The following is a 22970-nucleotide window of genomic DNA, read 5'->3' as shown; positions in this document are numbered from 1 at the left end:
GATTCCACGGTCAATGATCCCGTTCGCCTTGGTCTGCGCTTGGGGAAGTATTGGCCGTTCCCTGGGACTGTTTTCGGACGCCGCTTCACCCGTTCGCCGCACGGATTCACCGAGCCTGTCCGGGGCCTGTGGGGCGGCTGTGCCTTCCCTGTATGCCGCCTGTATGCCGCCTGTGCGTGGCCCGTGTGATCGCCCGTTCTCAGCGCTCGGCCACCCGCCCGTCGGCCACCTCGATCCGGCGGGTGGTGTGCACGGCCTCCAGCATCCGCCGGTCGTGGGTCACGAGCAGCAGCGTGCCCTGGTACGAGGCCAGCGCCGACTCCAGCTGCTCGATGGCCGGCAGGTCCAGGTGGTTCGTGGGCTCGTCCAGCACCAGGAGGTTGACGCCCCTGGCCTGGAGCAGGGCCAGCGCGGCGCGGGTGCGCTCGCCCGGGGAGAGCGTGGCTGCGGAGCGCAGCACGTGATCCGCCTTGAGACCGAATTTCGCCAGCAGGGTGCGCACCTCGGCAGGACTCAGCTCGGGCACCGCCGCGCCGAAGGCGTCCAGCAGCGCCTCGCCACCGAAGAACAGCGCCCGCGCCTGGTCCACCTCTCCCACGACGACGCCGGGGCCCAGCGCGGCGCTGCCCGCGTCCAGCGGCGCCCGGCCCAGCAGGGCGGCGAGCAGCGTGGACTTGCCCGCGCCGTTCGCCCCGGTGACCGCGACCCGGTCCGCCCAGTCGATCTGGAGGTCGACGGGCCCGAGGGTGAACGCCCCGCGCCGCACCTCGGCGCCCCGGAGCGTGGCCACGACCGCGCCCGAGCGGGGCGCCGCGGCGATCTCCATGCGCAGCTGCCACTCCTTGCGGGGCTCCTCGACGACGTCCAGCCGCTCGATGAGCCGCTCGGTCTGCCGGGCCTTGGCGGCCTGCTTCTCGGTCGCCTCGGCGCGGAGCTTGCGGCCGATCTTGTCGTTGTCGGTGGCCTTGCGGCGGGCGTTGCGGACGCCCTTCTCCATCCAGTTCCGCTGGGTGCGGGCGCGCGCCTCCAGCCCGGCGCGGGTCTCGGCGTACTCGTCGTAGGCCTCGCGGGCGTGCCGCCGGGCGGTCTCCCGCTCCTCCAGGTAGGAGGCGTAGCCGCCGCCGTAGAGGTTGATCTGCTGCTGGGCGAGGTCGAGTTCGAGGACCTTGCTGACGGTGCGGGTCAGGAACTCGCGGTCGTGGCTGACGAGGACCGTGCCCGCGCGCAGGCCGGTGACGAACTCCTCCAGCCGGGCCAGGCCGTCCAGGTCCAGGTCGTTGGTGGGCTCGTCCAGCAGGAACACGTCGTAGCGGCTGAGCAGCAGGGAGGCGAGGCCGGCGCGGGCGGCCTGGCCGCCGGAGAGGGCGGTCATGGGCCGGTCCAGGCCGACGGAGAGGCCGAGCGATCCGACGACCTCCTCGGCCCGCTCGTCGAGGTCGGCGCCGCCGAGGCCGAGCCAGCGCTCCAGGGCCGTGGCGTAGGCGTCGTCGGCGCCCGGGGCGCCGTCGACGAGCGCCTGGGTGGCGGTGTCGAGCGCGGCCTGGGCGGCGGCGACGCCGGTCCGCCGGGCCAGGAAGGCGCCCACGCTCTCGCCCGCTCGGCGCTCGGGCTCCTGCGGGAGATGGCCCACGGTGGCCGTGGCCGGGCTGAGCCGCAGCGCGCCCTCGGCGGGCGCGGCGAGCCCGGCGAGCAGCCGGAGCAGGGTGGACTTGCCCGCACCGTTGGCACCGACCAGCCCGATCACGTCGCCGGGCGCGACGACGAGGTCGAGCCCGGAGAAGAGGGTGCGGTCACCGTGTCCGGCGGCGAGGTTCTTGGCAACGAGGGTGGCACTCATGAGAGCCCGACTGTATCCGGTGGGCCCCGGTTTGCCCCACCGGATTATCCGGGCGGCCGCTCCGGGACCCCGGCCACCAGCACGTCCTCGCCCGCGCGGGCCACCACGAAGGTCACCCCGCGCCCCAGCGGCAGCCGGTGCCGGCCGGGCTCCAGCGGGCCGTCGAACAGCTCGCGGGCCCGGCGCAGCCCGCCCGCCGGGTGGCCCGTCACCCGGACCCGGCACGCCTCGGCCACGTCCAGCCACGCCTCCCCCGGCGCGAGGCCGAGCCCGGTCAGCCTGCGCTGCCCGCCCGTCGCGCGCCCGAGGGCCTGTTCCAGCTGCGCCGCGGCCGGGGGCACGACCGGGGCGAGCACGTCGACGAAGACGGCGCGGGAGCCGGCCGCGGCGAACGCGGCGCGGACGGCGGCCCGTTCACCGGCGCCGACCGTGCCGTCGAAGGCGACCGCGCCGTACGTCCGCAGCTCGTCCGGGTGCGCGCCCGCCGCGTCCCAGGTGATCTCGGCGCCGGTGCCCCCGGCGCGCAGGGCGGCCGCGAGGCGCGCGAGGAAGCCGACGCGCGGACCGACGAGCAGCACCCGGCGTCCGTCCGCCGACGCGCCGCCGCGGGCTCCGGGGCATCCCGTGAAGTCCGCTTCCGCTGTGTGCACTTGGCAGTCGTCCAGGGCCGGGGCTCCGCCGGTGCGCCTTGCCGGGGCCCGCCCGAAGACCGCGTACCGCCCGTTCATGACCGGAGCATTCCCCGTGTGTGCCGCTTCGAGCCCGGCGGCGGTGAATTCGCCTGTACCGTCGGGCCATGGCGAGCGATGTGATCGTGGTCGGTGCCGGAGTCATAGGGCTGACCAGCGCGGTCGTGCTGGCGGAGCGTGGGCACCGGGTCGAGGTGTGGACCCGGTCGCCGTCCGCGGAGACGACGTCCGCCGTGGCGGGGGGCCTGTGGTGGCCCTACCGGATCGAGCCGCAGGAGGCGGTCGGCGCCTGGGCGCTGCGGTCGCTGGCGGTCATGGCCGGGCTGGCCGGGCGGCCGGAGGAGACCGGTGTGCACCTGGTGGACGGCACGCACGGGGGCGTCGGGCCGGTGGAGCTGGGGCCCTGGGCGGCCCGGGTGCCGGGGCTGCGGGCCGCCGGACCGGGCGAGTTGCCGCGCGGGTACGACCGCGGGGTGCGGGCCCGGCTGCCGCTGCTGGACATGGCCACGCATCTCGCCTATCTGCAGCGCCGGTTGGCGGACGCGGGCGGCACGGTCCGGATCCGCGCGGTCGGCTCGCTGCGGCAGGCCTGCCGGAGCGCCGGGGCGGTGGTCAACTGCACCGGCCTGGGCGCCCGCGACCTGGTCCCCGACCCCTCGGTGCACCCGGTGCGGGGGCAGCTGGTCGTGGTGGAGAACCCGGGCGTCGAGGAGTGGTTCGCGGCCGCCGACGACCACCGCGCGGACACGGTGTACGTGTTCCCCCAGCCGTACGGGGTCGTGCTCGGCGGCACCGCCCGCGAGCACGTCTGGGACCGCACGCCCTCGCCCTGCACCGCCCAGGCCATCATCGCCCGGTGCTCCCGGATCCAGCCCCGCCTGGCCCGGGCCCGGGTCGTCGCCCACCGGGTGGGCCTGCGCCCCGCGCGCCCCCGCGTCCGGCTGGAGGCCGAGCAGCTGCCGGGCGGGGGGCGGCTGGTGCACAACTACGGGCACGGCGGGGCGGGCGTCACGGTCGCCTGGGGCTGCGCCCTGGAGGCGGCCGACCTGGCCGAGGGGTGAGCAGACCTTCGTCAGGGCAGGCGGCTGAGGTGCGGTGCGCGCGGGCCGTACGGCCGTGCGGGTGCCGCCGTCGGCGCGTGCGGGGCCGCCGTCGCGGCGGTCGCCGCGGCCAGGGCGCCGGGGCCGCCGACGAGGGGCAGGCTCACCGCGCTGCGGCGCAGGTCGACCGTCAGCTTCGGGGTGGTGGAGGCGGGTTCGAGCAGTCCCGCGTCCGTGCCGCCGACGATCAGGGCGAGGCGGTGCCCGGCGGGGACGACGTGGTCGGTGGCGGCCAGGTCGAGGGTGATGGTGTACGGCCTGCCGGGGGTCAGCGGGCGGCCGTGGGCGGGGTCGGCGTAGTGGCCGAGGTCGGCCCAGCCGCGGCTGAAGACGGTGCGGTCGGTCGGCAGTGTGTCCGCCTCGGTCCGCTTGAAGCAGCCGGTGTCGGCGGGGGTGCCGCTGCCCCAGCAGGTGCGGTCGTCGAGGGTGCGGATGCCCTCGCCGTCGGCGGCGTAGTTGCGGATGACGGCCGGTCCGAGGTCGACGAGGACGGCCGACAGGTGGGCCGAGGAGGTCGAGGGGGTCACCGTGAGGCGCACGGTCGAGGAGCCCGCCAGGCGCAGGTCGCGGCCGAGCGGTCCGGTGGTGAAGGCCGCCTTCTCGGGGGTGGGCTGGTCGATGTGCGCGGACCAGTCGCCCTCGCCCAGGCGCGGGTCGTCGGTGAACGCGGCGGTGCTGCCGTGGGGTGCGGGCCGCTCGCCGAGCGTGCCGGTGCCCGGCACCGGGCCGGGGGCAGGGCGCAGGGTGGCCGCCCGGGTGCCGCGCGGCGGCCAGGCGCGGTCGGTGGTCCACCGGCCGGGCGCGCGCTCGATGTCGGCCATGGGCTCGCGCTCGATGCCGTTGTCGTAGCCGAGGAGGTAGTGGTCGAACCAGCGGTGCAGGGTGGGCACCCAGGTCTCGCGCCGGAAGTCGAAGGGGTCGACGTGTCCGGCCGTGGACAGCCAGATCTTGCGCTCCACGCCGTGCGCGGCGAGCGCGTCCCACCACTGGCCCAGGTGCTTGGTGCGCACGTTGAGGTCCTGTGCGCCGTGCACGGCGAAGACGCTGGCCCGCACCTTGTGCGCGTCCTTGACGTAGTCGCGCTCGTCCCACAGCGGGGTCCGGTCGCCGTCCCGCGGGGCGCCCTCGACGAGCCTGCGCTGCACGGCCTGGCAGCGGCCGCGCGCCTCGGGGCTCTCGACGTGGTTCGCCAGCCCGTCGGGGCCGCTGCCGAAGAGCGCGGCGCCCTTGGCGAAGTAGTAGTCGTACCAGGAGCTGATGCCCCCGATCGGCACGACGGTCCGCAGGCCCCGGACGCCCGTCGCGGCCACGGCGTTGGCGATGGTGCCGTCGTAGCTCTTGCCGATCATTCCGACGGCTCCGGTGGTCCAGTCGGCCCTGACGGCGTCCCGGCCGGTCCGCGAGGCGTAGCCGCGCGCGCGGCCGTTGAGCCAGTCGACGACGGCCTTGGCGGACTGGACGTCGGAGCGGCCGCCGACGTCGGTGCAGCCGTCGGAGCGGCTGGTTCCGGTGAGGTCGGTCAGCAGGACCGCATAGCCGCGCGGTACGAAGTAGTTGTCGTAGTACAGCGGGAACTGCTCGGGCCTGCCCTGGGCGTCGTAGGTCTTCCGCTGGCTCTCGTTGCCGCGCCCGCAGCAGGAGTAGTACGGGCTGGCGTCCATGATGACGGGCACCTTGCGGCCGCGCTCGGCGGCCTCGCGCGGGCGGACGATGTCGACGGCCACCCGGTCGGTGCGGCCGTCGCCGTCACCGTCGAGACCGGTGTCCACCCATACGGATTCCCGGATGGCATGTTCATAGGAGTAGACGGGTCTGCTGCCGCCCGGTGGCTTTGCGCCGCCCGGTGCCGAAGTGGCGGCCTGTGCGGCGGCCGTGGGAGCGAACAGCATGGCCAGGAGGGCGACCAGGGCCGCCAGCAGGGGTGCTGACCTGGGGACGCGGGACTTCCGCGCGGGTATCGGCATGGCCGGACCGTAGCGTGGGTCAACTCCCGTGCAGAAGGGGCTTGACGGTGGTCGTGCGAGTGGCCGTAAACCTGTTGATGACGGGCACATGTCGTTCGCATGTCGGGACGCCCCATGGACATGGCCGGGTCACCGATGAGTACATAGGCTGCGATTGATCTTTCGCCCCCTACGAGTTGGAGTGACTCGTGCGTCACAGACTCATCGTTCCGAGCGCGGCCGCCGCCTTCCTCCTGCTGGCGAACCCGGCATCGGCTGCCGACGCCACGCCGGGCGCCCCGGGCCTCGGGGACTCCTACTACCCGGCATCCGGAAACGGCGGCTACGACGTCTCCCACTACGACTTGCGGCTGAAGTACCAGCCGAAGACCGACCAGCTGGACGGCACGGCGACGCTGACGGCCACCACCACCCAGGCGCTGTCCCGCTTCAACCTCGACTTCGCGCTGAACGTGAGCGAGGTGCTGGTCAACGGCAAGCCCAGCTTCTTCGCCAGGTCGGGCGAGCACGAGCTGGAGATCACCCCGGCCGCCCCGCTGGAGAAGGGCCGGCAGATCACCGTGGTGGTCCGCTACAGCGGCGTGCCCTCCCAGGTGAAGGTCGGCGGCTACTCCTCCTGGCAGCGCACCCCGGACGGGGCGGTCGTGGCCCAGGAGCCGGACGCGGCGATCTGGTGGTTCCCCAGCAACGACCACCCGCGCGACAAGGCCACCTACGACATCTCCGTCTCGGTGCCCGAGGGCTACCAGACCGTCAGCAACGGCGAGCTGAAGTCGCAGTCCACCAAGCTCGGCTGGACCCGCTACAACTGGCGCTCCACCAAGCCCCAGGCGAGCTATCTGGCCACTCTGGCCGTCGGCAAGTTCGACATCACCACCGACAAGACGGCCGACGGCCTGCCGGTGCTCAACGCCTACAGCAAGGACCTGGGCGACAACCTCGATCCGGCCAAGGCCAGCGTCGAGCGCACCACCGAGGTCATCGACTGGGAGAGCAAGATCTTCGGGCCGTACCCGTTCAACGCGGTCGGCGGCTACGTGCCCAACGTCAAGACCGGCTACGCGCTGGAGACCCAGACCCGGCCGTACTACAGCCCCTCCGGCTTCGCCAACGGCGCCAACGTCTCCCTGATCGTCCACGAGCTGGCCCACCAGTGGTTCGGCGACAGCGTCTCGGTGAAGAACTGGCGCGACATCTGGGTCAACGAGGGCTTCGCGACGTACGCCCAGTGGCTGTGGTCGGAGAAGGAGGGCGAGGGCACGGCCCAGCAGCTCGCCGACTACGTCTACACGGGCATCCCGGCGGACAACGAGTTCTGGAAGGTCAAGCCGTCCGACCCGGGCGCGGACAACCAGTTCCACAACGCCGTCTACAACCGGGGCGCCATCGCCCTCCAGGCGCTGCGCAACAGGGTCGGCGACAAGACCTTCTTCTCGATCCTCAAGCAGTGGACCACCGAGAACAAGTACGGCAACGGCTCGGTCGAGGACTTCGTGAAGTTCGCGGAGAAGGCGTCCGGCAAGCCGCTGCAGAAGCTCTTCGACACCTGGCTGTCCACGGTCGGCAAGCCCGGCGCGGCCGAGGCGGCCAGGGACGGCATCGGCGTCACCGCCGCCAAGCCGGACAAGGCCGGCCGGTCCCTCAAGGCCGCCGAGCCCAAGTCCTGGAAGAAGATCGACGAGGCCCAGCAGGCCCACCCGCAGAGCCGCCACCGGCACTGACTCGGTCGTCCGGGCACCGTCCCGGCCCCGCCCCGGAAGGGCCCGTCGCCTCGGCGGCGGGCCCTTTCCGCAGGTGACGGGAGGTTTCACAGCACCGGTGGCACAGCAATACTGTTGAGCCCGAAGGAGCCCGAAGGCGCGACAGAGAGCGAGGCACCGCCGATGGCCACGGACCCCCAGGGCACAGCGGACACCGCGGAACGCACCCTCACCGTCGACGAACTGGCCGCCCGCGCCGGGGTGACCGTGCGCACCGTGCGCTTCTACGGCTCCCGCGGCCTGCTGCCGCCGCCGGAGATCGGCCCGCGCCGGGTCGGCCGCTACGGGCCGGACCACCTGTCCCGGCTGGCGCTGATCGAGGAACTCCAGCACCAGGGCCTGACCCTGGCCGCCATCGAGCGCTACGTGCACCGGCTCCCCGCCGACCTGAGCGCCCACGACCTGGCCATCCACCGTGCGCTGGTGGCCTCCTGGACACCGGACAAGGCGGAGGAGACCACCCGGGCGCAGCTGGAGCGCCGGGCGGGGCGGCCGCTGCCGGAGGAGGACCTCGACCGGCTCGCCGCGATGAACGTCCTGGAGCGCACGGAGGACGAGGCCGTCCTCCGCGTGGACCCGGGCCTGCTGGGGCTGGGCATCCAGCTGCTGGACGTGCCCATCGCGCTGGAGACGATCCTGGCCGCCCGCACCGTCCTGCTGGAGCACGCCCGTTCGACGGCCCGGGAGCTGACGCGGCTGTTCCACGACGAGGTCTGGGGCCCCTACCGCGAGCGCGAGAGCGACCCGGAGCGGGTGGCGGAGATGAAGTCCCTGTCGGCCCATATGCAGCCCTTGGTGGTGCAGGCGCTGGTGACGGCCTTCCAGCGGTCCCTCAAGCAGGAGCTGCGGGCGACCTACGGGGACGGCGGGGCCTGAGCCCCGGCCCCCGCAGGCCACCCCGGCCGACGAGCATCAGCCGGCGGGTCAGTCGGTGAAGGTCTCGCCCTTCTCCGCCTTCTCCACCAGCAGCGCGGGCGGCGCGAACCGCTCGCCGTACGCCTCCTGGAGCTCCCGGGCCCGGGCCAGGAAGCCGGGCACGCCGCCCTCGTAGCCGTTGATGTACTGCAGCACGCCGCCCGTCCAGCCGGGGAAGCCGATGCCGAGGATCGAGCCGATGTTGGCGTCGGCGACCGAGGTCAGCACGCCCTCCTCCAGGCAGCGGACGGTGTCCAGCGCCTCGGAGAAGAGCATCCGCTCCGTCATGTCGGCGAACGGGACCGTGGCGCCCTCCCGGCCGAAGTGCTCGGCCAGCCCCGGCCACAGGCCGGTCCGCCTGCCGTCGGCGTAGTCGTAGAAGCCCGCGCCGCCGCTGCGGCCGGTGCGCCCGAACTCGTCCACCATCCGGTCGATGACGGCGTCGGCGGGGTGCGGCGTCCAGGTGCCGCCGGACGCCTCGACCGCATGCCGGGTCTCCTCGCGGATCCTGCGCGGCAGCGTGAGGGTCAGCTCGTCCATCAGGGAGAGCACCTTGGCGGGGTAGCCGGCCTGGGCGGCGGCCTGTTCCACGGAGGCCGCGGGAACGCCCTCGCCGATCATCGCGACGCCCTCGTTGATGAACCGGCCGATCACGCGCGAGGTGAAGAAGCCGCGGGAGTCGTTGACCACGATGGGGGTCTTGCTGATCTGCCGGACCAGGTCGAAGGCGCGGGCCAGCGCCTCGTCGCCGGTCCGCTCGCCCTTGATGATCTCCACCAGGGGCATCTTGTCGACGGGCGAGAAGAAGTGCAGGCCCACGAAGTCCGCGGGCCGCCGCACGCCCTCGGCGAGCAAGGTGATGGGCAGCGTGGAGGTGTTGGAGCAGAGCAGGGCGTCCGGCGCGACGACGTCCTGGATCTCCTGGAAGACCTTGTGCTTGAGCGCCGGGTCCTCGAAGACGGCCTCGATGACGGCGTCGCAGCCCGCCAGGTCGGCCGCGTCGGCGGTCGGGGTGATCCGGGCGAGCAGCTCGTCCCGCTTCCGCTCGGTCGTGCGGCCCTTGGCGAGCGCCTTGGCCAGCAGGCCCTCGGAGTACGCCTTGCCCTTGGCCGCGTTCTCGGGGGAGACGTCCTTCAGGACGACCTCGATGCCGGCGCGGGCGCAGGCGTAGGCGATGCCGGCGCCCATCATGCCCGCGCCGAGCACGGCGACCTTGCGCACCGTGCGCGGCTCGGTGTCCCGGGGGCGGCTGCGGCCCGCGTTGACGGCCTGGAGGTCGAAGAAGAACGCCTGGATCATGTTCTTGGCGGTCTGCCCGGTGACCAGCTCGGTGAAGTAGCGGGCCTCGATCACCTGCGCCGTCTCGAAGTCGACCTGGGCGCCCTCGACGGCGGCGGCCATGATGTTGCGCGGCGCCGGGTAGGGGGCGCCGCCGGTCTGCTTCTTCAGGCTCGCGGGGAACGCGGGCAGGTCGCGCGCGAAGCGCGGGGTCGCGGGCGTGCCGCCGGGGATCTTGTACCCCTTCTCGTCCCAGGGCTGCCGGGACTCGGGGTGAGCGGCGACGAAGGCCCGCGCCTTGGCCAGCAGTTCGTTCGCGTCGGCGGCCAGCTCGTGGACCAGCCCGGCCTCGAGGGCGCGCTGCGGGCTGTACTGCGTGCCCTGGAGCAGCACCTTGAGGAGCGCGTCGGTGATGCCGAGGAGCCGTACGGTGCGGGCGACGCCACCACCGCCGGGCAGCAGCCCGAGGGTCACCTCGGGCAGGCCGATCTTCGATCCGGGCACGTCGAGGGCGATGCGGTGGTGGCAGGCCAGCGCGATCTCGTAGCCGCCGCCGAGGGCGGCCCCGTTGAGGGCGGCGACGACGGGCACGCCGAGGGTCTCGATGCGGCGCAGGTCGCGCTTGACGGCCATGCCCGCATCGAAGACGCGCCGGGCGTCGGCGGGGGTGGCCCGGATCAGCTCGCGGAGGTCGCCGCCGGCGAAGAAGGTCTTCTTCGCGGAGGTGAGGATCACTCCGCGTACGGAGTCCTTCTCGGCCTCCAGGCGGTCGGCGACCGCGGTGAGGGACGCCTGGAAGGCGACGTTCATGGTGTTGGCGGACTGGGCGGGGTCGTCGAGGACGAGGGTGACGATGCCGTCTGCGTCGCGCTCGTAGCGGATGGTGGATTCGGTCATTGTTCAGGTCTCCGTGATCTGTGGTGTCCGACGGGTCTTCCAGCCGCTCGCGCCTACACCCGTTCCACCACCGTCGCGATCCCCATCCCGCCTCCCACGCACAGCGTGATCAGCCCGTACCGCAGGTCCCGCCGCTCCAGTTCGTCCACGACCGTGCCGAGCAGCATCGCCCCGGTCGCCCCCAGCGGGTGGCCCAGGGCGATGGCCCCACCGTTGACGTTGATGCGGTCCAGCCCGACGCCCATCTCCTCGGCGAACCGCAGCACGACCGCCGCGAACGCCTCGTTGATCTCGATCAGGTCGATGTCGCCGATGGTCAGCCCGGCCTTGGCGAGCGCCTTGCGCGTCGCCGGGGCGGGCCCGGTCAGCATGATCGTCGGGTCGGAGCCGGACACGGCCGCGGAGACGATGCGGGCCCGGGGCCGCAGCCCGTAGCGCTCGCCCGTCTCGCGGTTGCCGATGGCGACGAGGGAGGCACCGTCGACGATGCCGGAGGAGTTGCCGGCGTGGTGGACGTGGTCGATCTTCTCCACCCAGTGGTACTGCTGGAGCGCCACCGCGTCGAAGCCGCCCTGCTCCCCGATCGCCGCGAAGGAGGGCTTGAGCGCGGCGAGGGTCTCGGCGGTCGTACCGGGGCGGAGGTGCTCGTCGTGGTCGAGGACGACGAGGCCGTTGCGGTCGCGCACAGGCACCACGGAGCGGTCGAAGCGGCCGTCCTTCCAGGCCGCGGCGGCGAGTTCCTGGGACCGCGCGGCGAAGGAGTCGACGTCGTGGCGGGTGAAGCCGCCCAGCGTGGCGATCAGGTCGGCGCCGATGCCCTGGGGCACGAAGTTGACGTCGAAGTTGGTCATCGGGTCGGCGAACCAGGCGCCGCCGTCCGAGGCCATGGGCACCCGGGACATCGACTCCACGCCGCCCGCGAGCACCAGGTCCTCCCAGCCGGAGCGGACCTTGGCGGCGGCCAGGTTGACGGCCTCCAGCCCCGAGGCGCAGAACCTGTTCTCCTGCACGCCGGCCACGGTGTCGGGCAGTCCGGCGGCGATGGCGGCGATCCGGGCGATGTCGGAGCCCTGGTCCCCGATGGGGCTGACGACGCCGAGCACGATGTCGTCGACGGCGGCCGGGTCCAGGCCGGGGAAGCGCCGCAGCAGCTCGTGGATCAGCCCGACGACGAGGTCGACGGGCTTGGTGCCGTGCAGGGCGCCGTTGGCCTTGCCGCGGCCGCGCGGGGTGCGGATCGCCTCGTACACATACGCTTCGGTGCTCAAGGTCGTAAGCCTTTCGGGGGGTGGTTCGGGGCTGGGAGGGGACGGCGGAGGGGCGGCGGAGGGGCGGCCCGCCGGTCAGGAGAGCAGGGAGCGGCCGATGATCTCCTTCATGATCTCGGTGGTGCCGCCGTAGATGGTCTGGATGCGGCCGTCGGTGAACGCCCTGGCGACCCGGTACTCGGTCATGTAGCCGTACCCTCCGTGCAGTTGCAGGCACCGGTCGGCGACGCGCTTCTGCAGCTCCGTGGCCCACCACTTGGCCATCGAGGCGTGCACGGCGTCCAGCTCGCCGCGGGTGTGGTCCTCGATGCAGCGGTCGAGGAAGGCGCGGGTGACGGCGCACTCGGTGGCCATCTCCGCGATCTCGAAGCGGATGTGCTGGAGCCGCGCGAGCGGGCGGCCGAAGGCCTCGCGCTCCTTGACGTGGCGCGTGGTGATCTCCAGCAGGTGCTCGGCCGCGGCGATGGCGGCGACGGCGATGTGCAGCCGCTCCTGGGGAAGGTTGTTCATCAGGTGGACGAAGGCGCCGTTGAGCTCGCCGAGGAGGTTCTCCTTGGGGACGCGGACGTCGTCGAAGAACAGCTCTGCGGTGTCCTGCGCCTTCTGCCCGATCTTGTCGAGGTTGCGGCCGCGCTCGAAGCCCGGCGTGCCGCGCTCGACGACGAACAGGCTCAGCCCCCTGGCACCGCCCTCGGGCGTCGTCCGCGCGACGACGATCACGAGGTCGGCGAGGATGCCGTTGGAGATGAAGGTCTTGGAGCCGTTGAGCAGCCAGTGGTCGCCGCGGTCCTCGGCCGAGGTGCGGATGCCCTGGAGGTCGGAGCCCGCGCCCGGCTCGGTCATGGCGACGGCGGTGACGGTCTCGCCGGTGCAGAAGCCGGGCAGCCAGCGGCGCTTCTGCTCGTCGGTGGCGAGCGAGGTCAGGTAGGGGCCGATGATGTCGTTGTGCAGCCCGATCGCGAGCCCGGCGGCACCCGCGCGGGCGAACTCCTCGGCGAGCACCGCGCCGTAGCGGAAGTCGTCGTTGCCCCCGCCGCCGTACTCCTCGGGGACGGCGAGCCCGAGCAGCCCCTGCCGGCCCGCGGCCAGCCACGCCTCGCGGGAGACGACGCCGTCGCGCTCCCACTGCTCGTAGTGGGGCTCCACCTCCTTGGTGAGGAAGGTGCGGACGGTCTCCCGGAAGGCTTCGTGGTCGGGGCTGTAGATCTGACGCTTCATCGGCGGGGGCTCCCTTTCTGCGGCTCGGTCCGGTCGAGGCCGGGTACGCCCCAGTCGCGGGCCACCTCGGCGGCGTCGGCGCCGGGCCGCGCGGGCGGGCGGTGCACGGCCGCCGGGGTGGCGGAGAAGCGGGGTGCGGGGGCGGGCTGGGTGATGCCGTCGTGGTCGGTGAACGTGCCGCGCGCGGCGAGGTGCGGATGGCCGGGCGCCTCGCGCAGCGACAGTACGGGCGCCACGCACGCGTCCGTACCCTCGAACACCTCGGTCCACTCGGCGCGGGTGCGCTGCCGGAAGCGGGCGGCGACGGCGGCGCGCAGCTCGCCCCAGCGGGCGGGGTCGTCCCGGGTGGGGGCGGTCCCCTCGATGCCGAGCAGCCGGACGAACTCGGCGTAGAACCGGGGCTCCAGGGCGCCCACCGCCATGTGTCCGCCGTCGGCGGTCTCGTAGGTGCCGTAGAACGGCGCTCCCCCGTCGAGCAGGTTGACGCCGCGCCGGTCCTGCCAGCCGCCGGCCGCCAGCATGCCGTGGATCATCGCGGTGAGGTGGGCGGTGCCGTCGACGATGGCGGCGTCGACGACCTGCCCGGTGCCCGTGGCCCGGGCGTGCTGGAGGGCGGCGAGGACGCCGACGACGAGGTAGAGGGAGCCGCCGGCGTAGTCGCCGAGGAGGTTGGCCACGGGGTATGGAGGCCCGCCGGCCGGCCCTCCCATGCCGAGGGCGCCGGTGACGGCGATGTAGCCGATGTCGTGCCCGGCGGCGTGGGCGAGCGGACCCTGCTGCCCCCAGCCGGTCATCCGTCCGTACACCAGGCGGGGGTTGCGGGCGAGCGCGGCGTCGGGGCCGAGGCCGAGGCGCTCGGCGACACCGGGGCGGTAGCCCTCCAGCAGGATGTCGGCCCGCTCGGCCAGGTCGAGGGCGGTGCCCGCGCCCTCCGCGGACTTGAGGTCGAGGAGGACGGAGCGCTTGTTGCGGTTGGTGACGTCGTACGCGGGGTCGATGTGCAGCCCCTGGCCGCCGGGGCGGTCGACGCGGACGACGTCGGCGCCGAGGTCGGCGAGCAGCATGGCGGCGAACGGGCCCGGCCCGATGCCGGCCAGCTCGACCACGCGCACGCCGGCGAGCGGACCGCTCCCGGTGTCCGCCGCCGTTGCCGTCTCTGCCGTATCCGACGTCTCTGCCGTCTCCGTCATGCGGCCCCCAGGTCGCTGTGCTGTGACACAACCGCTGTAACACTCGTGATGTTAAGAACGTGTTCCACTGACCACAAGGGGCATACGGGCGGTCATTTGCAGGCTCACGTTTCGTCTGTCCTACCCCTGACGGCGCGGCGGTGAAGCAGGGCGTGGGGGCGGGGCGTCAGGGTGTGGTGGTGAGGGCGGGCCAGAGGGTGGTGGCGGTGAGAGGCTGGGCCAGGCGGAGGGCCCAGTAGGTTTCGTCGCCGTCTTCGTCGCGCCAGGACCACAGGCGGGTGGTGGCGAGGTGGAGCGGGTTGAGCTGGGTGATGCCGATGGCGCCGTGCAGTTGGTGGGCGATACGGGCGATCTCGGCGGCCGAGGCGGATGCCTGGGTCTTGGCGGCGGCGACGGCGACGGCGACGTGTGCGGACGGGCCGTCGGTGTCCAGCGGGGCGGCGGCGGCCTGGACGGCGGCGCGGACCAGGGCGGCTTCCTCGATCAGCCGCGCTTCTTCCTGCTTGACGGCCTGGAAGCGGCTGAGCGGGCGGCCGAACTGGATGCGGGCGGTGGTGTGGGCGACCGTCAGGTCGACGCAGCGTTCGGCGGCTCCGGCGATCAGGGCGGAGCGGGCCAGGGCCGCGCGGAGCCGGGCCTCGTCGAGCAGTTCGGGGGCGATACGGCGGACTCGCGTTGCGGGGATCTCAAGGGCGGCGAGGTACAGGTCGTCGCGAGGTTCCTCGGCGAGGTTGCCGCCGGGGGTGAGGGCGGCCTGGTCGGGGGTGAGGGTGAACAGGACGGGGCCCGAGGGGGCGGTGGCCAGGACGACCACCGCGGTGGCGGCGCGGGCCCAGGGGACGCGGCGCAGAGTTCCGGTGACCAGCAGGGTGTCGTCGTCGCCCAGGCACCCGGCCGAGCCGACGGGGGAGGCGGCCGGGTGTGCGTATCGGATCGTCAGGTCGGGGGCGATCGCGTAGCTGAGCGGGCCGTCCGGCACGGGGAGGCCGACGCGGCGCAGCAGGGGACGGGCGACCAGGGCGGTCTCGGCGAGGGGGGCGGGGACGGCGCAGCGTCCTGCTTCCTGGGCGGCGGCGAGGAGTTCGGCGGTGGAGGCGCCGTGGGAAGGGAGGGCCACGGCGTCGGGAGCGGTGGTGTTGGCGACGGTGGCGATGGCGTCGGGATCGGCGTAGAAGGCGGTGGTGTCGTAGTGGTCGGCGGAGATGACGGGGGCGCCGGTGTCGATCGTGTGGGTGTTCATCGGTGCTGCTCCAGACCACGAGTGATGATGCCGCGAAGGATTTCGTTGGTGCCGCCGCGCAGCGTGTAACCGGGGCTGTGCAGCAGGGCGAAGGCGAGCAGTTCGGGGTGGCTGCCGGGGGTGGCGTGCGGGTCGGCCGGGGTCGGCAGGATGCTGCGGACGGTGTCGATCAGCGTGCCTTCCAGGCGGGTGCCGAGGTCCTTGACCAGGGCGGCCTGGGTGCCGGGCGAGGCTCCGGCGTCCAGGGCCGCGGCCACGCCGAGGGACAGTCGACGGATGCTGTGCAGACGGGCGGTCAGGATGCCGACCTGCGTGAGCTGTTCGACTGTGGCTGGGCGCTGCTCCAGTTCGCGGAGGAGGGAGACCAGCAGGGGGAAGGTGGAAAGGTAGCGTTCCGGGCCGCTGCGCTCGAAGGCGAGTTCGCCGGTGACCTGCTTCCAGCCGTCTCCCTGCTGTCCGAGCAGCATGCCGTCGGGGACGTCGACGCCTTCGAGGTGCAAGGCGTTGAAGCGGTGCTCGCCGCTCATCAGTCGGATCGGCTCGACCCGTACGCCCGGCGCGCGCAGGTCGACGATGAACTGACTGAGGCCGGCGTGCTTGTCCTCGGCCTTGTCGGTGCGGGCCAGCACGATGGCGTAGTCGTTGACATGAGCTCCGCCGGTCCACATCTTGGTGCCGGTCAACCGCCATCCGTCAGCGGTGCGTTCAGCACGGGTGGCGACCGAGGCGAGGTCGGAGCCGCTGGACTTCTCGCTCATGCCGATGGAGAAGAAGCACTGCCCGGCGGCGATCCCCGGCAGGAAGAAGCGGCGCTGCTCCTCGGTGCCGTGCCGGAGAATCGAGGGTCCCGCCTGCCGGTCGGAGACCCAGTGGGCGCTGACCGGGGCGCCGGCGGCGAGCAGTTCCTCGATCACCACATAGCGCTCCAGGAAGCCGCGGCCCGCGCCACCGTACTCGGTGGGCAGGGCCATGCCGACCCAGCCGCGCTCGGCGAGGCGGCGGCTGAAATCGGGATCCCAGCCGGCCAGCCAGGAGTCGGGGCGGCCGAGCACGGTGCCGCGGGCGCGCTCCTCGTCGAGAAAGGCGCGGACCTCGGTGCGGAGCCGACGGGCCGAGCGGGGCAGGGTGACATCGGGGAATGCGATCGGTGAAAGCGTCGAAGGCGACATGGTTCATCCGCTCCCGGAATGGTGAATGGACGGTGGGTGTTTCTTCGCGGCGCAGGGATCCGGTCAGCCCGTGGGGTGCAGCAAGGAGGGGTCGAAGCCGACTTCGCGGAGCACCTCGTCGGTGTGCTGGCCGATGGTGGGGCAGGGGTGCAGGCGCGGCTCGGGGTCGGCCGAGTAGCGGACCGGGCGGCCGATCACCCGGTAGCGGCCCTCGGTGGGGTGGTCGGCCTCGTACAGCAGGCCGCCCTCCCGGGCATAGGCGGTGGTGGCGGCGGAGGCCAGGTCGAGCACGGGGGCGGCGGCGATGCCCGCCCGGTCGCAGAACTCCTGCCACTCGGCGTTGGTGTGACGTAGTGCCAGCTCTGCGAGCAGCGGATAGAACGCGTCGGCGTTGCGGGCCCGGTCGGGGCCGGTGGCGAAGCGCGGATCGGCGACCAGTTCGGGATGGCCGACGAAGGCGGCGAAGTCCCGCCAGTTGCGGTCGCTGTGCGGCAGGATGCACATCCAGCCGTCGGCGGTGCGCAGGGCACGGCGCTCCGGGCTGAGCGAGCGGGCCGAGCCGAACGCCCCGTCGGCCTCCAGAGTGGCGGCGCCCAGATGTTCGACCAGGTTGAAGGCGAGCATGGTGTCGGCCATCGGGATCTCGATGTGCTGTCCGGTGCCGCCGTGCTCCCGGTAGTGCAGCGCGGCCAGTACCGACTGGGCGATCTGCATGCCGCAGATCTTGTCGGCGAGGACGGTGGGGACGTAGTGGGGCCGGCCGGAGACCTTGTGGTTGAGCCAGACCAGGCCGCTGGCCGCCTGGATGATGTCGTCGTAGGCGGCGTGCGTGCCGTATCGGCTGTCACTGCGGAAACCCTGGGCGTGGGCGTAGATCAAGCCGGGGTTGACGGCCTCGACGTCGTCGTAGCCGAGGCGGAGCCGGTCCAGGGCCTGCGGACGCACATTGGTGATGAAGACGTCGGCGGTGCGCAGCAGGGCGAGCAGGGCGCCGCGGCCGTGCGGGAGCTTGAGGTCGATGGCGACGCTGCGCTTGTTGCGGTTCAGGTTGAGTGCTGCGCCGCCCATGCCGGGGTGGCGCCGGGGCGGGTAGTGGCGCGTCATGTCGCCGGTGGGCGGCTCGACCTTGATCACGTCCGCGCCGAGGTCGCCGAGTTGCTGGGCGGCGTACGGAGCCATGATCACGCTGGCCAGTTCGATGACGCGGACTCCGGCGAGGAGTCCGCGGCCGGACGAGCTGTTCGGTTTCCTGGACATCTTCCGGTGCCTCCTGGGGTATCGGTGGGGCGGGTGAACGGTGGTGCGGTACGGGTGGCGGCGGACACCGCTCCTTCTCCCGCGGAGAGCCACCGGACACCCCCTAGCTCCACTGGAGCGCGGCGGACCCGAGCGGGGAACGCCGGCCGGGTTGGGGGACCGTGCGCCCGCTGTACGCGAACGGAGTCGCCGGTTCGGTGAGCGGGCCGAAGTCCGTCCCGGTGGTCGACAGCGCGGCGAACGGCGCGCGCCCGGGCCGGGGCAGGCCGAGTACGTCCTCCCGCGCCAGCAGCCCGAGTTCCTGCACCCAGTGGCACACCCCGGCCAAGGTCACGCGGATCCGCCATGAGCCGCCCTCCGTGGCGCGTCGGCGCAGGACCGTCGCGACGGCGGCGGCCCCGAGGTAGGCGGCGAGGTAGTCGTTGAGCAGGTACGTCGGCGGCAGCGACGGCCGGTCCGTCCACTCCTCGACGGCGAATCCGGTCGCCGAGCAGGCGAGTTGGTCGAACCCGCCGCGTTCGCCCCAGGGGCCTTCGGCGCCCCAGGCGTGGTATTCGAGGGTGATGAGTCCGGGGCGGCGCCGGACGAGTTCCTCGCTCGACGCCCCGTGCCGGGCGAGCCCCCGGTAGGCGTGCACGAAGACGTCCGCGTCCTGAAGCACGTCGTGGAAGGCCGTACGGTCGCGAGCGTCGCGCAGGTCGCAGTAGGCGTTGTGCTTGCCGCCGCCGGTCATGGCGATCATCGGGACCGGGTCGGGGCGGTCGGGACGCGTCAGGTGCAGCACGTCGGCGCCGAACTGGGCGAGGAGTCGCGTCGATACGGGACCCGCGATGACATGGGTGAGATCGAGCACCCGTACGCCCGCGAGCGCCTCGTCGGCCGCACCGATCGGCTCCAGCGGCCGGAGGGGTCCGTCACCGACGCGTTCGATCTCGACGACCGGGCGCTGCGCGACATACCGCCCCGCGGGGTGCGCGAGCCACTCGTCCCGGCTGCGTACCACGCAGGCGACGCCGCCCCGCGCGCAGATGGCCTCCTCCAGCGTGAAGGCGTCCCAGCCGGCCGTGGCCTGCGCGATCCCCACCTTGTCGAGCCCGCACCTCAGCACGGAGCCGACCGCGTCCCGCAGATGCGGATAGGTGGTGATGATGAAGATCCATCGGCCGTCGCGCGCCCGGTAGAAGTCGTTGTTGCCGAGCAGCGTCGGATCGTCGAGGAGAGCGCCGAGCGGGCGCCCCGAGAGCGTCGTGTGATACGTCGCCATGAGCTGGTCGATCGCGGCTCCGGCCGGTACCTCCACCCTCTGGTGCGGGTGGCCGCGCTGTTCGCCGAGCGTCGCCGTCTGCCGTCCGAAGACACCGATCGCGGCGGACATGGCATCGGCGAGGCGGTGCACCGAGGGCACCAGGGGATCGGCCCCGACGATGGTGATGTCCTCGGCTCCCCGGGCCGGATCGGGGTCGCCGAGGGTGTGCAGCAGTTGGGAGACGATCTCGCCGGTGGGCGTCGGCCCGGTCGTGGTCAGCGTGTTCGACGTCATGCCGGGATGCTCGTTCCCGGCCCTGCACGAGCGCCCGGATTCACGGATATCCGTGAATCGATGCGGACGTCACGTCCGCCTCTCCTGGATGTGCGCGAGGAGCCGGGCTGCCGCCCGGTCCAGGCGCAGCCGCTCCGAGCGGCCGCGACGCTGGTGGATCAGAGCGAGGGCTCCTGTGACGACGGGGCCGTCGGTGACGGGGATCGCGAGTGCGCTGACCTCGGGGTCGGCCAGTCCCTCGCTGCGGCTGATCCGCGACGCACGGATCGCCGGAAGGGCGGAGCGGAACTCGGCGACCGCATCGGGGTCGTGGCGGGCGAGCTCGTCGAGCAGCCCGCGGCGCTCCGCCTCGTCGGTGAAGGCCAGCAGCAGACGGCCCGCGGCGGTGCGCAGCAGCGGCCGGGCGACGTGCTGGTCGGCGAGCGGCACGAGGCGGGGAATGTGGTCCTCACCGCCGCGCGCGAGGTACACGGCGTCGAGCCCGACCCGCACCGTGAGCAGCACCGGGGTACCCGCGACGCGGCTCAGTTCGTCGAGCTCGGCCCGACCGATCCGCGGCACGACCCGGCCGGCGATGAGGTTGAGGACGTGCGGGGCGGGACCGAGCCGGAAGCGCCGGTGCTGTTCCAGCAGAAAACCGGTCGCGACAAGGCCGTTCACCAGATCCTGCACCGAACTCGCCGGCGCCTCGACCGTCCGTGCCAACTCGGCCACGGTCACCCCGCCCGGCGCCCGCGCGGCGGCCTCCAGGATCCACACGACCCGGTCCACCGTACGGTGATGCCGCCGCCGGCCGTGCTCGCTCATCCCGCCCCGCCTTGTCCTTCTCGTAGGTGCCGACCGCTCGGGCCGACACGACTCGTCGATCCTTTCCCCCACCACCCCCGACGATCAAGTCGGCCCTGGCCCCGGCCCCGGCCGCGTCGAGCCGGACGCCGGTCAGTCCGCGTCGAGTTGGGCGATGAGCCGTTTGGGGGCGATGGTCCGGTAGCTCTCCTCGACCCAGTCGCAGAACACCTCCACGGGTGTCTCGCCGCCGATCGGAACCGACACCCAGCCGTGCCGGCCGAGGCCGTACGCGGTGGGGGCGGCGCCGGGCACGGTGAGGGCGTGGGCGTGGGACTCCTCGTCCTTGAGCTTGACGGCGATGCCGGGGGATTCGTCGTTCCCCTCCGCGCCGAGGAAGACGAAGATCTTCTTGTTGACCTTCGCGACGGCGTCGTCGCCCCAGGGGAACTCCTCCACGGCGCCCGGGAGGGAGAGCGCGAATGCGCGGATGCTGTCGCGGGCCTGGTGGGGGCGGTGGGGGTGGGGTGACATGGGTGCCTCTCGGGGTGGGCGGGTGCCGGTACAGGCGTGAATTTTCCCCTACCCGCCCCTTCCCGCTGTATCCGATATGCGGCTCCGCCGCAGGGCGGGGGCTCCGCCCCCGGTTTCCCCTTACAGCAACCCGCCCTCCACCAGCACCCGCCGCACCACCCCCACCGCCCCCACCGGCAACGGCACCTGCGGCGCCGCAGTCGTCGCGCACTCGATCACTCCCAGCGCCCGCAGCGCCGCCTTGAAGCCGCCCAGCGCCGAGGAACTGCCGCTCATCTCCCGCGGATCCCCCGCCTCCACCAACGCGAACAGCGACACCAGCCGGTCCTGTTCCGCGGCCGCCTCCGCCCACCGCCCGGCCCGCGCATGCTCGTACAGCCGTACGTAACCGGCCGGGTCCACATTGCCCAGCCCCGGCACCACGCCATGGGCGCCCGCCAGCAGCGCGGCGTCGACGGTCAGTTCGGACCCGGTCAGCACGGCGAAGCGGCGGTCGAGGCCGCGGCGGCGCAGCTCGACGAGCAGTCGGCGCAGCGCGTTGAGATCGCCGCTGCTGTCCTTGAGCCCGGCGAGGGTGCGGTCCTCGGCGAGGTCGAGGAGGGTGGCCGCGGGCAGCTTGGTGTGCACCCCCGAGGGCAGGTCGTAGGCGATCAGCGGCAGGTCGACGGCCGCCCGGACGCGGCGGTAGTGGGCAGCGATCTCGATGGGGTGGGTGCCGGTGTAGAACGGCGCGGTGGCGACGAGCGCATCGGCGCCCAGCTCCGCGGCGGCGCGGGCGTGGTCGAGCACCCGCGCGGTGGTCATGTCGATGACCCCGGCCAGTACGGGCACCCGCCCGGCCACCGCGCCGACCGCGGCCCGGACCGCCGCACGTCGCTGAGCATCGCTCAGATAGGCGGCCTCACCGCAGGTCCCGAGGACGAAGACCGCCGAGGCCCCGGCCTTGAGCACGTGTTCCACGAGCGAGGCGAACGACCGCGCGTCGACCTCGCCCGAGGGGTCGAGCGGAGTGCAGAGCGGGGGAACGACACCGGACAGGGGCACGGGCAGGCGCGTCGGGGCCATGGGGTCCAGCCTTCCGGTCCACAGAGGGACGGGGGGACGGTCCGATTCCGCACCGAATCTGACGCAGTGCCCGAGCCCTGTCAAGGCCGCACAGGACAGGCCCTTTCCGGCAATCGCCGCAAGCGCTGCCGGCGGGAATTCGCCACCGAATTCCGGGGAACGGGAAAGCGGCGCCCACACCCCTGTTTCCGCCGGTTCCTCAACCGGAAACCGCCGCCCGCAGCGCCCTCCGGCACAGCGAATCCGCCGCCCGCGTCGTCTCGGGCAGCCGGAAGTCCCTGGCCAGCCGCAAGGTGTGTGCGCACGCGCGGTCGAGGCTCACCCGGTTTCCGACCGAGACGAAGACCGGTTTGACGTCCTTCTGCGTGCGCAGGGCCCGGCCCACCTCCTCGTCGCCGTCGAGGAGCGGGGAGGAGTCGCCGCGGTGCGGCCCGGGCGGCTCGTAGCGGAAGGTGAAGGGGTTCTTCGCCACGCCGACGGTCGGCAGGCCGGTCAGGACGCCCAGATGGGCGGCCAGGCCGAAGCGGCGCGGGTGGGCGAGGCCGTAGCCGTCGCAGACGATCAGGCCGGGGTCGGCCGGGAGGCGGTCGAGGGCGGCCAGCACCGCGGGTATCTCCCGGAAGGCGAGCAGCCCGGGCACGTAGGGGAAGGCGATCCGGCCGGTCGCGGTCGCCTCCGCCACCACCTCGAGCGTGTCCGCGTCGAGCGCGACGGCCGCGGCCGCGACGACGTCCCGCTCGTCGTCGTAGGCGACGTCCACGCCCACGACGACGAGGGGCTCGTCCGGCGCGGGCCCCTCCTCGCCCAGCACCACCCGCCCCCGCAACTCGCCCTGGAGGGCCAGGGCCTCCTCTTCCGTCGTGGGCCAGCCCGGCGGCAGGTCGTCGAAGTCGCAGCTCGCAGTGTGGGTCATAGTGCGTCCACGGTAGACGAGGGGCGTAGCCTGTCGATCATGTTCGTACTGGAGCTGACCTACATCGCCCCCATCGAGCGCATCGACGCCGCCCTCGCCGAGCACGTCGCGTGGCTGGACGCCCACTACGCGTCCGGCGTCTTCATCGCGTCCGGCCGCAAGGTCCCGCGGGACGGCGGGATCATCCTGGCGCTGGGCGACGACCGCGCGAAGATCGAGGAGATCACCCGGAGCGACCCGTTCACGGTGGCGGGCGTGTGCGAGTACACCGTCACCGAGTTCATTCCGACGAAGACCGCCCCGGGGATGGAGCAGTACCGGCAGGAACTGCCGTCCTGACTCCCCTTCCG

19 protein-coding genes are annotated in these 22970 nt (G+C 73.1%); 4 read left to right on the top strand and 15 right to left on the bottom strand.

The features are described 5' to 3' along the window. Nucleotides 1-199: 199 nt before the first annotated feature. Together AC1Z4A_RS27370 and AC1Z4A_RS27365 are read right to left on the bottom strand one after the other, a co-directional pair. Nucleotides 200-1837, bottom strand: coding sequence for an ABC-F family ATP-binding cassette domain-containing protein (locus tag AC1Z4A_RS27370; RefSeq protein WP_483682534.1), 1638 nt, complete (start codon nucleotides 1835-1837; stop codon nucleotides 200-202). 44 nt (nucleotides 1838-1881) lie between these two features. Beyond that, a complete protein-coding gene (locus tag AC1Z4A_RS27365; protein ID WP_483682533.1) occupies nucleotides 1882-2565 on the bottom strand; it encodes a hypothetical protein in 684 nt (227 codons plus the stop codon). A 68-nt stretch (nucleotides 2566-2633) separates the two neighbouring features. Here AC1Z4A_RS27365 and AC1Z4A_RS27360 point away from each other — a divergent pair, with 68 nt between their 5' ends. Further along, nucleotides 2634-3587 carry an FAD-dependent oxidoreductase gene (locus tag AC1Z4A_RS27360; protein WP_483682532.1) on the top strand — a complete coding sequence of 318 codons (954 nt, stop codon included), beginning with the start codon at nucleotides 2634-2636 and terminating at the stop codon, nucleotides 3585-3587. Nucleotides 3588-3598: 11 nt separating this feature from the next. Here AC1Z4A_RS27360 and AC1Z4A_RS27355 read toward each other — a convergent pair whose 3' ends face one another. Further along, nucleotides 3599-5590 carry a Xaa-Pro dipeptidyl-peptidase gene (locus tag AC1Z4A_RS27355; protein ID WP_483682531.1) on the bottom strand — a complete coding sequence of 664 codons (1992 nt, stop codon included), beginning with the start codon at nucleotides 5588-5590 and terminating at the stop codon, nucleotides 3599-3601. A gap of 188 nt (nucleotides 5591-5778) precedes the next feature. Between AC1Z4A_RS27355 and AC1Z4A_RS27350 the strand changes: the two genes are divergently transcribed. Beyond that, on the top strand, nucleotides 5779-7311 hold the full coding sequence (locus tag AC1Z4A_RS27350; protein ID WP_483682530.1) for a M1 family metallopeptidase: 1533 nt from the start codon (nucleotides 5779-5781) through the stop codon (nucleotides 7309-7311). 162 nt (nucleotides 7312-7473) lie between these two features. Then, nucleotides 7474-8226 carry a MerR family transcriptional regulator gene (locus AC1Z4A_RS27345; RefSeq protein ID WP_483682529.1) on the top strand — a complete coding sequence of 251 codons (753 nt, stop codon included), beginning with the start codon at nucleotides 7474-7476 and terminating at the stop codon, nucleotides 8224-8226. Between the two features lie 48 nt (nucleotides 8227-8274). Here AC1Z4A_RS27345 and AC1Z4A_RS27340 read toward each other — a convergent pair whose 3' ends face one another. The 12 genes from AC1Z4A_RS27340 to AC1Z4A_RS27285 all read right to left on the bottom strand — a co-directional run bounded on the left by AC1Z4A_RS27340 (nucleotide 8275) and on the right by AC1Z4A_RS27285 (nucleotide 22620). Further along, a complete protein-coding gene (locus tag AC1Z4A_RS27340) occupies nucleotides 8275-10440 on the bottom strand; it encodes a 3-hydroxyacyl-CoA dehydrogenase NAD-binding domain-containing protein (protein ID WP_483682528.1) in 2166 nt (721 codons plus the stop codon). A gap of 53 nt (nucleotides 10441-10493) precedes the next feature. Continuing rightward, complete coding sequence (locus tag AC1Z4A_RS27335; RefSeq protein WP_483682527.1) at nucleotides 10494-11708, bottom strand: acetyl-CoA C-acetyltransferase; 1215 nt, start codon at nucleotides 11706-11708, stop codon at nucleotides 10494-10496. Between the two features lie 75 nt (nucleotides 11709-11783). Further along, the gene (locus AC1Z4A_RS27330) at nucleotides 11784-12926 is read right to left on the bottom strand and encodes an acyl-CoA dehydrogenase family protein (RefSeq protein WP_483682526.1); all 1143 of its coding nucleotides are present in this window, start codon (nucleotides 12924-12926) and stop codon (nucleotides 11784-11786) included. Then, on the bottom strand, nucleotides 12923-14116 hold the full coding sequence (locus tag AC1Z4A_RS27325) for a CaiB/BaiF CoA transferase family protein (RefSeq protein ID WP_483682525.1): 1194 nt from the start codon (nucleotides 14114-14116) through the stop codon (nucleotides 12923-12925). The genes AC1Z4A_RS27330 and AC1Z4A_RS27325 overlap by 4 nt, the downstream gene beginning before the upstream one ends. Nucleotides 14117-14282: 166 nt before the next feature. Further along, nucleotides 14283-15356, bottom strand: a complete 1074-nt coding sequence (locus tag AC1Z4A_RS27320; protein WP_483682524.1) for an acyl-CoA dehydrogenase family protein — start codon at nucleotides 15354-15356, stop codon at nucleotides 14283-14285. Continuing rightward, nucleotides 15353-16525 carry an acyl-CoA dehydrogenase family protein gene (locus tag AC1Z4A_RS27315; RefSeq protein WP_483682523.1) on the bottom strand — a complete coding sequence of 391 codons (1173 nt, stop codon included), beginning with the start codon at nucleotides 16523-16525 and terminating at the stop codon, nucleotides 15353-15355. Before AC1Z4A_RS27315 ends, AC1Z4A_RS27320 begins: the two co-directional genes overlap by 4 nt. A 63-nt stretch (nucleotides 16526-16588) precedes the next feature. Next, complete coding sequence (locus AC1Z4A_RS27310) at nucleotides 16589-17782, bottom strand: CaiB/BaiF CoA transferase family protein (protein ID WP_483682522.1); 1194 nt, start codon at nucleotides 17780-17782, stop codon at nucleotides 16589-16591. Between the two features lie 103 nt (nucleotides 17783-17885). Then, nucleotides 17886-19322, bottom strand: coding sequence for a CoA transferase (locus tag AC1Z4A_RS27305; RefSeq protein WP_483682521.1), 1437 nt, complete (start codon nucleotides 19320-19322; stop codon nucleotides 17886-17888). Between the two features lie 69 nt (nucleotides 19323-19391). Continuing rightward, on the bottom strand, nucleotides 19392-20129 hold the full coding sequence (locus AC1Z4A_RS27300) for a helix-turn-helix domain-containing protein (protein ID WP_483682520.1): 738 nt from the start codon (nucleotides 20127-20129) through the stop codon (nucleotides 19392-19394). A gap of 132 nt (nucleotides 20130-20261) precedes the next feature. Then, nucleotides 20262-20642 (bottom strand): MmcQ/YjbR family DNA-binding protein, encoded by a 381-nt coding sequence (locus AC1Z4A_RS27295; protein ID WP_483682519.1) that lies wholly within the window; start codon nucleotides 20640-20642, stop codon nucleotides 20262-20264. A 120-nt stretch (nucleotides 20643-20762) separates the two neighbouring features. After that, nucleotides 20763-21707, bottom strand: a complete 945-nt coding sequence (locus AC1Z4A_RS27290; protein WP_483682518.1) for a dihydrodipicolinate synthase family protein — start codon at nucleotides 21705-21707, stop codon at nucleotides 20763-20765. Nucleotides 21708-21906: 199 nt separating this feature from the next. Further along, on the bottom strand, nucleotides 21907-22620 hold the full coding sequence (locus AC1Z4A_RS27285; protein ID WP_483682517.1) for an endonuclease V: 714 nt from the start codon (nucleotides 22618-22620) through the stop codon (nucleotides 21907-21909). Nucleotides 22621-22659: 39 nt separating this feature from the next. Here AC1Z4A_RS27285 and AC1Z4A_RS27280 point away from each other — a divergent pair, with 39 nt between their 5' ends. Then, nucleotides 22660-22959 (top strand): YciI family protein, encoded by a 300-nt coding sequence (locus AC1Z4A_RS27280; RefSeq protein WP_483682516.1) that lies wholly within the window; start codon nucleotides 22660-22662, stop codon nucleotides 22957-22959. Nucleotides 22960-22970 lie beyond the last annotated feature (11 nt).

Source organism: Streptomyces sp. 17_S59 (genome assembly GCF_056930295.1).
The sequence above is the reverse complement of the archived record's forward strand: the minus strand, read 5'-3'. Positions and strand labels throughout refer to the sequence as shown.

Excerpts from the sequence above, each read along its gene's own strand:
- AC1Z4A_RS27280 (WP_483682516.1), top strand. The coding sequence starts at position 22,660 with ATGTTCGTACTGGAGCTGACCTACATCGCCCCCATCGAGCGCATCGAC.
- AC1Z4A_RS27360 (WP_483682532.1), top strand. The coding sequence starts at position 2,634 with ATGGCGAGCGATGTGATCGTGGTCGGTGCCGGAGTCATAGGGCTGACC.
- AC1Z4A_RS27355 (WP_483682531.1), bottom strand. The coding sequence starts at position 5,590 with ATGCCGATACCCGCGCGGAAGTCCCGCGTCCCCAGGTCAGCACCCCTG.
- AC1Z4A_RS27305 (WP_483682521.1), bottom strand. The coding sequence starts at position 19,322 with ATGACGTCGAACACGCTGACCACGACCGGGCCGACGCCCACCGGCGAG.
- AC1Z4A_RS27330 (WP_483682526.1), bottom strand. The coding sequence starts at position 12,926 with ATGAAGCGTCAGATCTACAGCCCCGACCACGAAGCCTTCCGGGAGACC.
- AC1Z4A_RS27290 (WP_483682518.1), bottom strand. The coding sequence starts at position 21,707 with ATGGCCCCGACGCGCCTGCCCGTGCCCCTGTCCGGTGTCGTTCCCCCG.
- AC1Z4A_RS27315 (WP_483682523.1), bottom strand. The coding sequence starts at position 16,525 with ATGTCGCCTTCGACGCTTTCACCGATCGCATTCCCCGATGTCACCCTG.
- AC1Z4A_RS27370 (WP_483682534.1), bottom strand. The coding sequence starts at position 1,837 with ATGAGTGCCACCCTCGTTGCCAAGAACCTCGCCGCCGGACACGGTGAC.
- AC1Z4A_RS27300 (WP_483682520.1), bottom strand. The coding sequence starts at position 20,129 with ATGAGCGAGCACGGCCGGCGGCGGCATCACCGTACGGTGGACCGGGTC.
- AC1Z4A_RS27345 (WP_483682529.1), top strand. The coding sequence starts at position 7,474 with ATGGCCACGGACCCCCAGGGCACAGCGGACACCGCGGAACGCACCCTC.
- AC1Z4A_RS27340 (WP_483682528.1), bottom strand. The coding sequence starts at position 10,440 with ATGACCGAATCCACCATCCGCTACGAGCGCGACGCAGACGGCATCGTC.
- AC1Z4A_RS27295 (WP_483682519.1), bottom strand. The coding sequence starts at position 20,642 with ATGTCACCCCACCCCCACCGCCCCCACCAGGCCCGCGACAGCATCCGC.
- AC1Z4A_RS27325 (WP_483682525.1), bottom strand. The coding sequence starts at position 14,116 with ATGACGGAGACGGCAGAGACGTCGGATACGGCAGAGACGGCAACGGCG.
- AC1Z4A_RS27310 (WP_483682522.1), bottom strand. The coding sequence starts at position 17,782 with ATGTCCAGGAAACCGAACAGCTCGTCCGGCCGCGGACTCCTCGCCGGA.
- AC1Z4A_RS27285 (WP_483682517.1), bottom strand. The coding sequence starts at position 22,620 with ATGACCCACACTGCGAGCTGCGACTTCGACGACCTGCCGCCGGGCTGG.
- AC1Z4A_RS27365 (WP_483682533.1), bottom strand. The coding sequence starts at position 2,565 with ATGAACGGGCGGTACGCGGTCTTCGGGCGGGCCCCGGCAAGGCGCACC.
- AC1Z4A_RS27320 (WP_483682524.1), bottom strand. The coding sequence starts at position 15,356 with ATGAACACCCACACGATCGACACCGGCGCCCCCGTCATCTCCGCCGAC.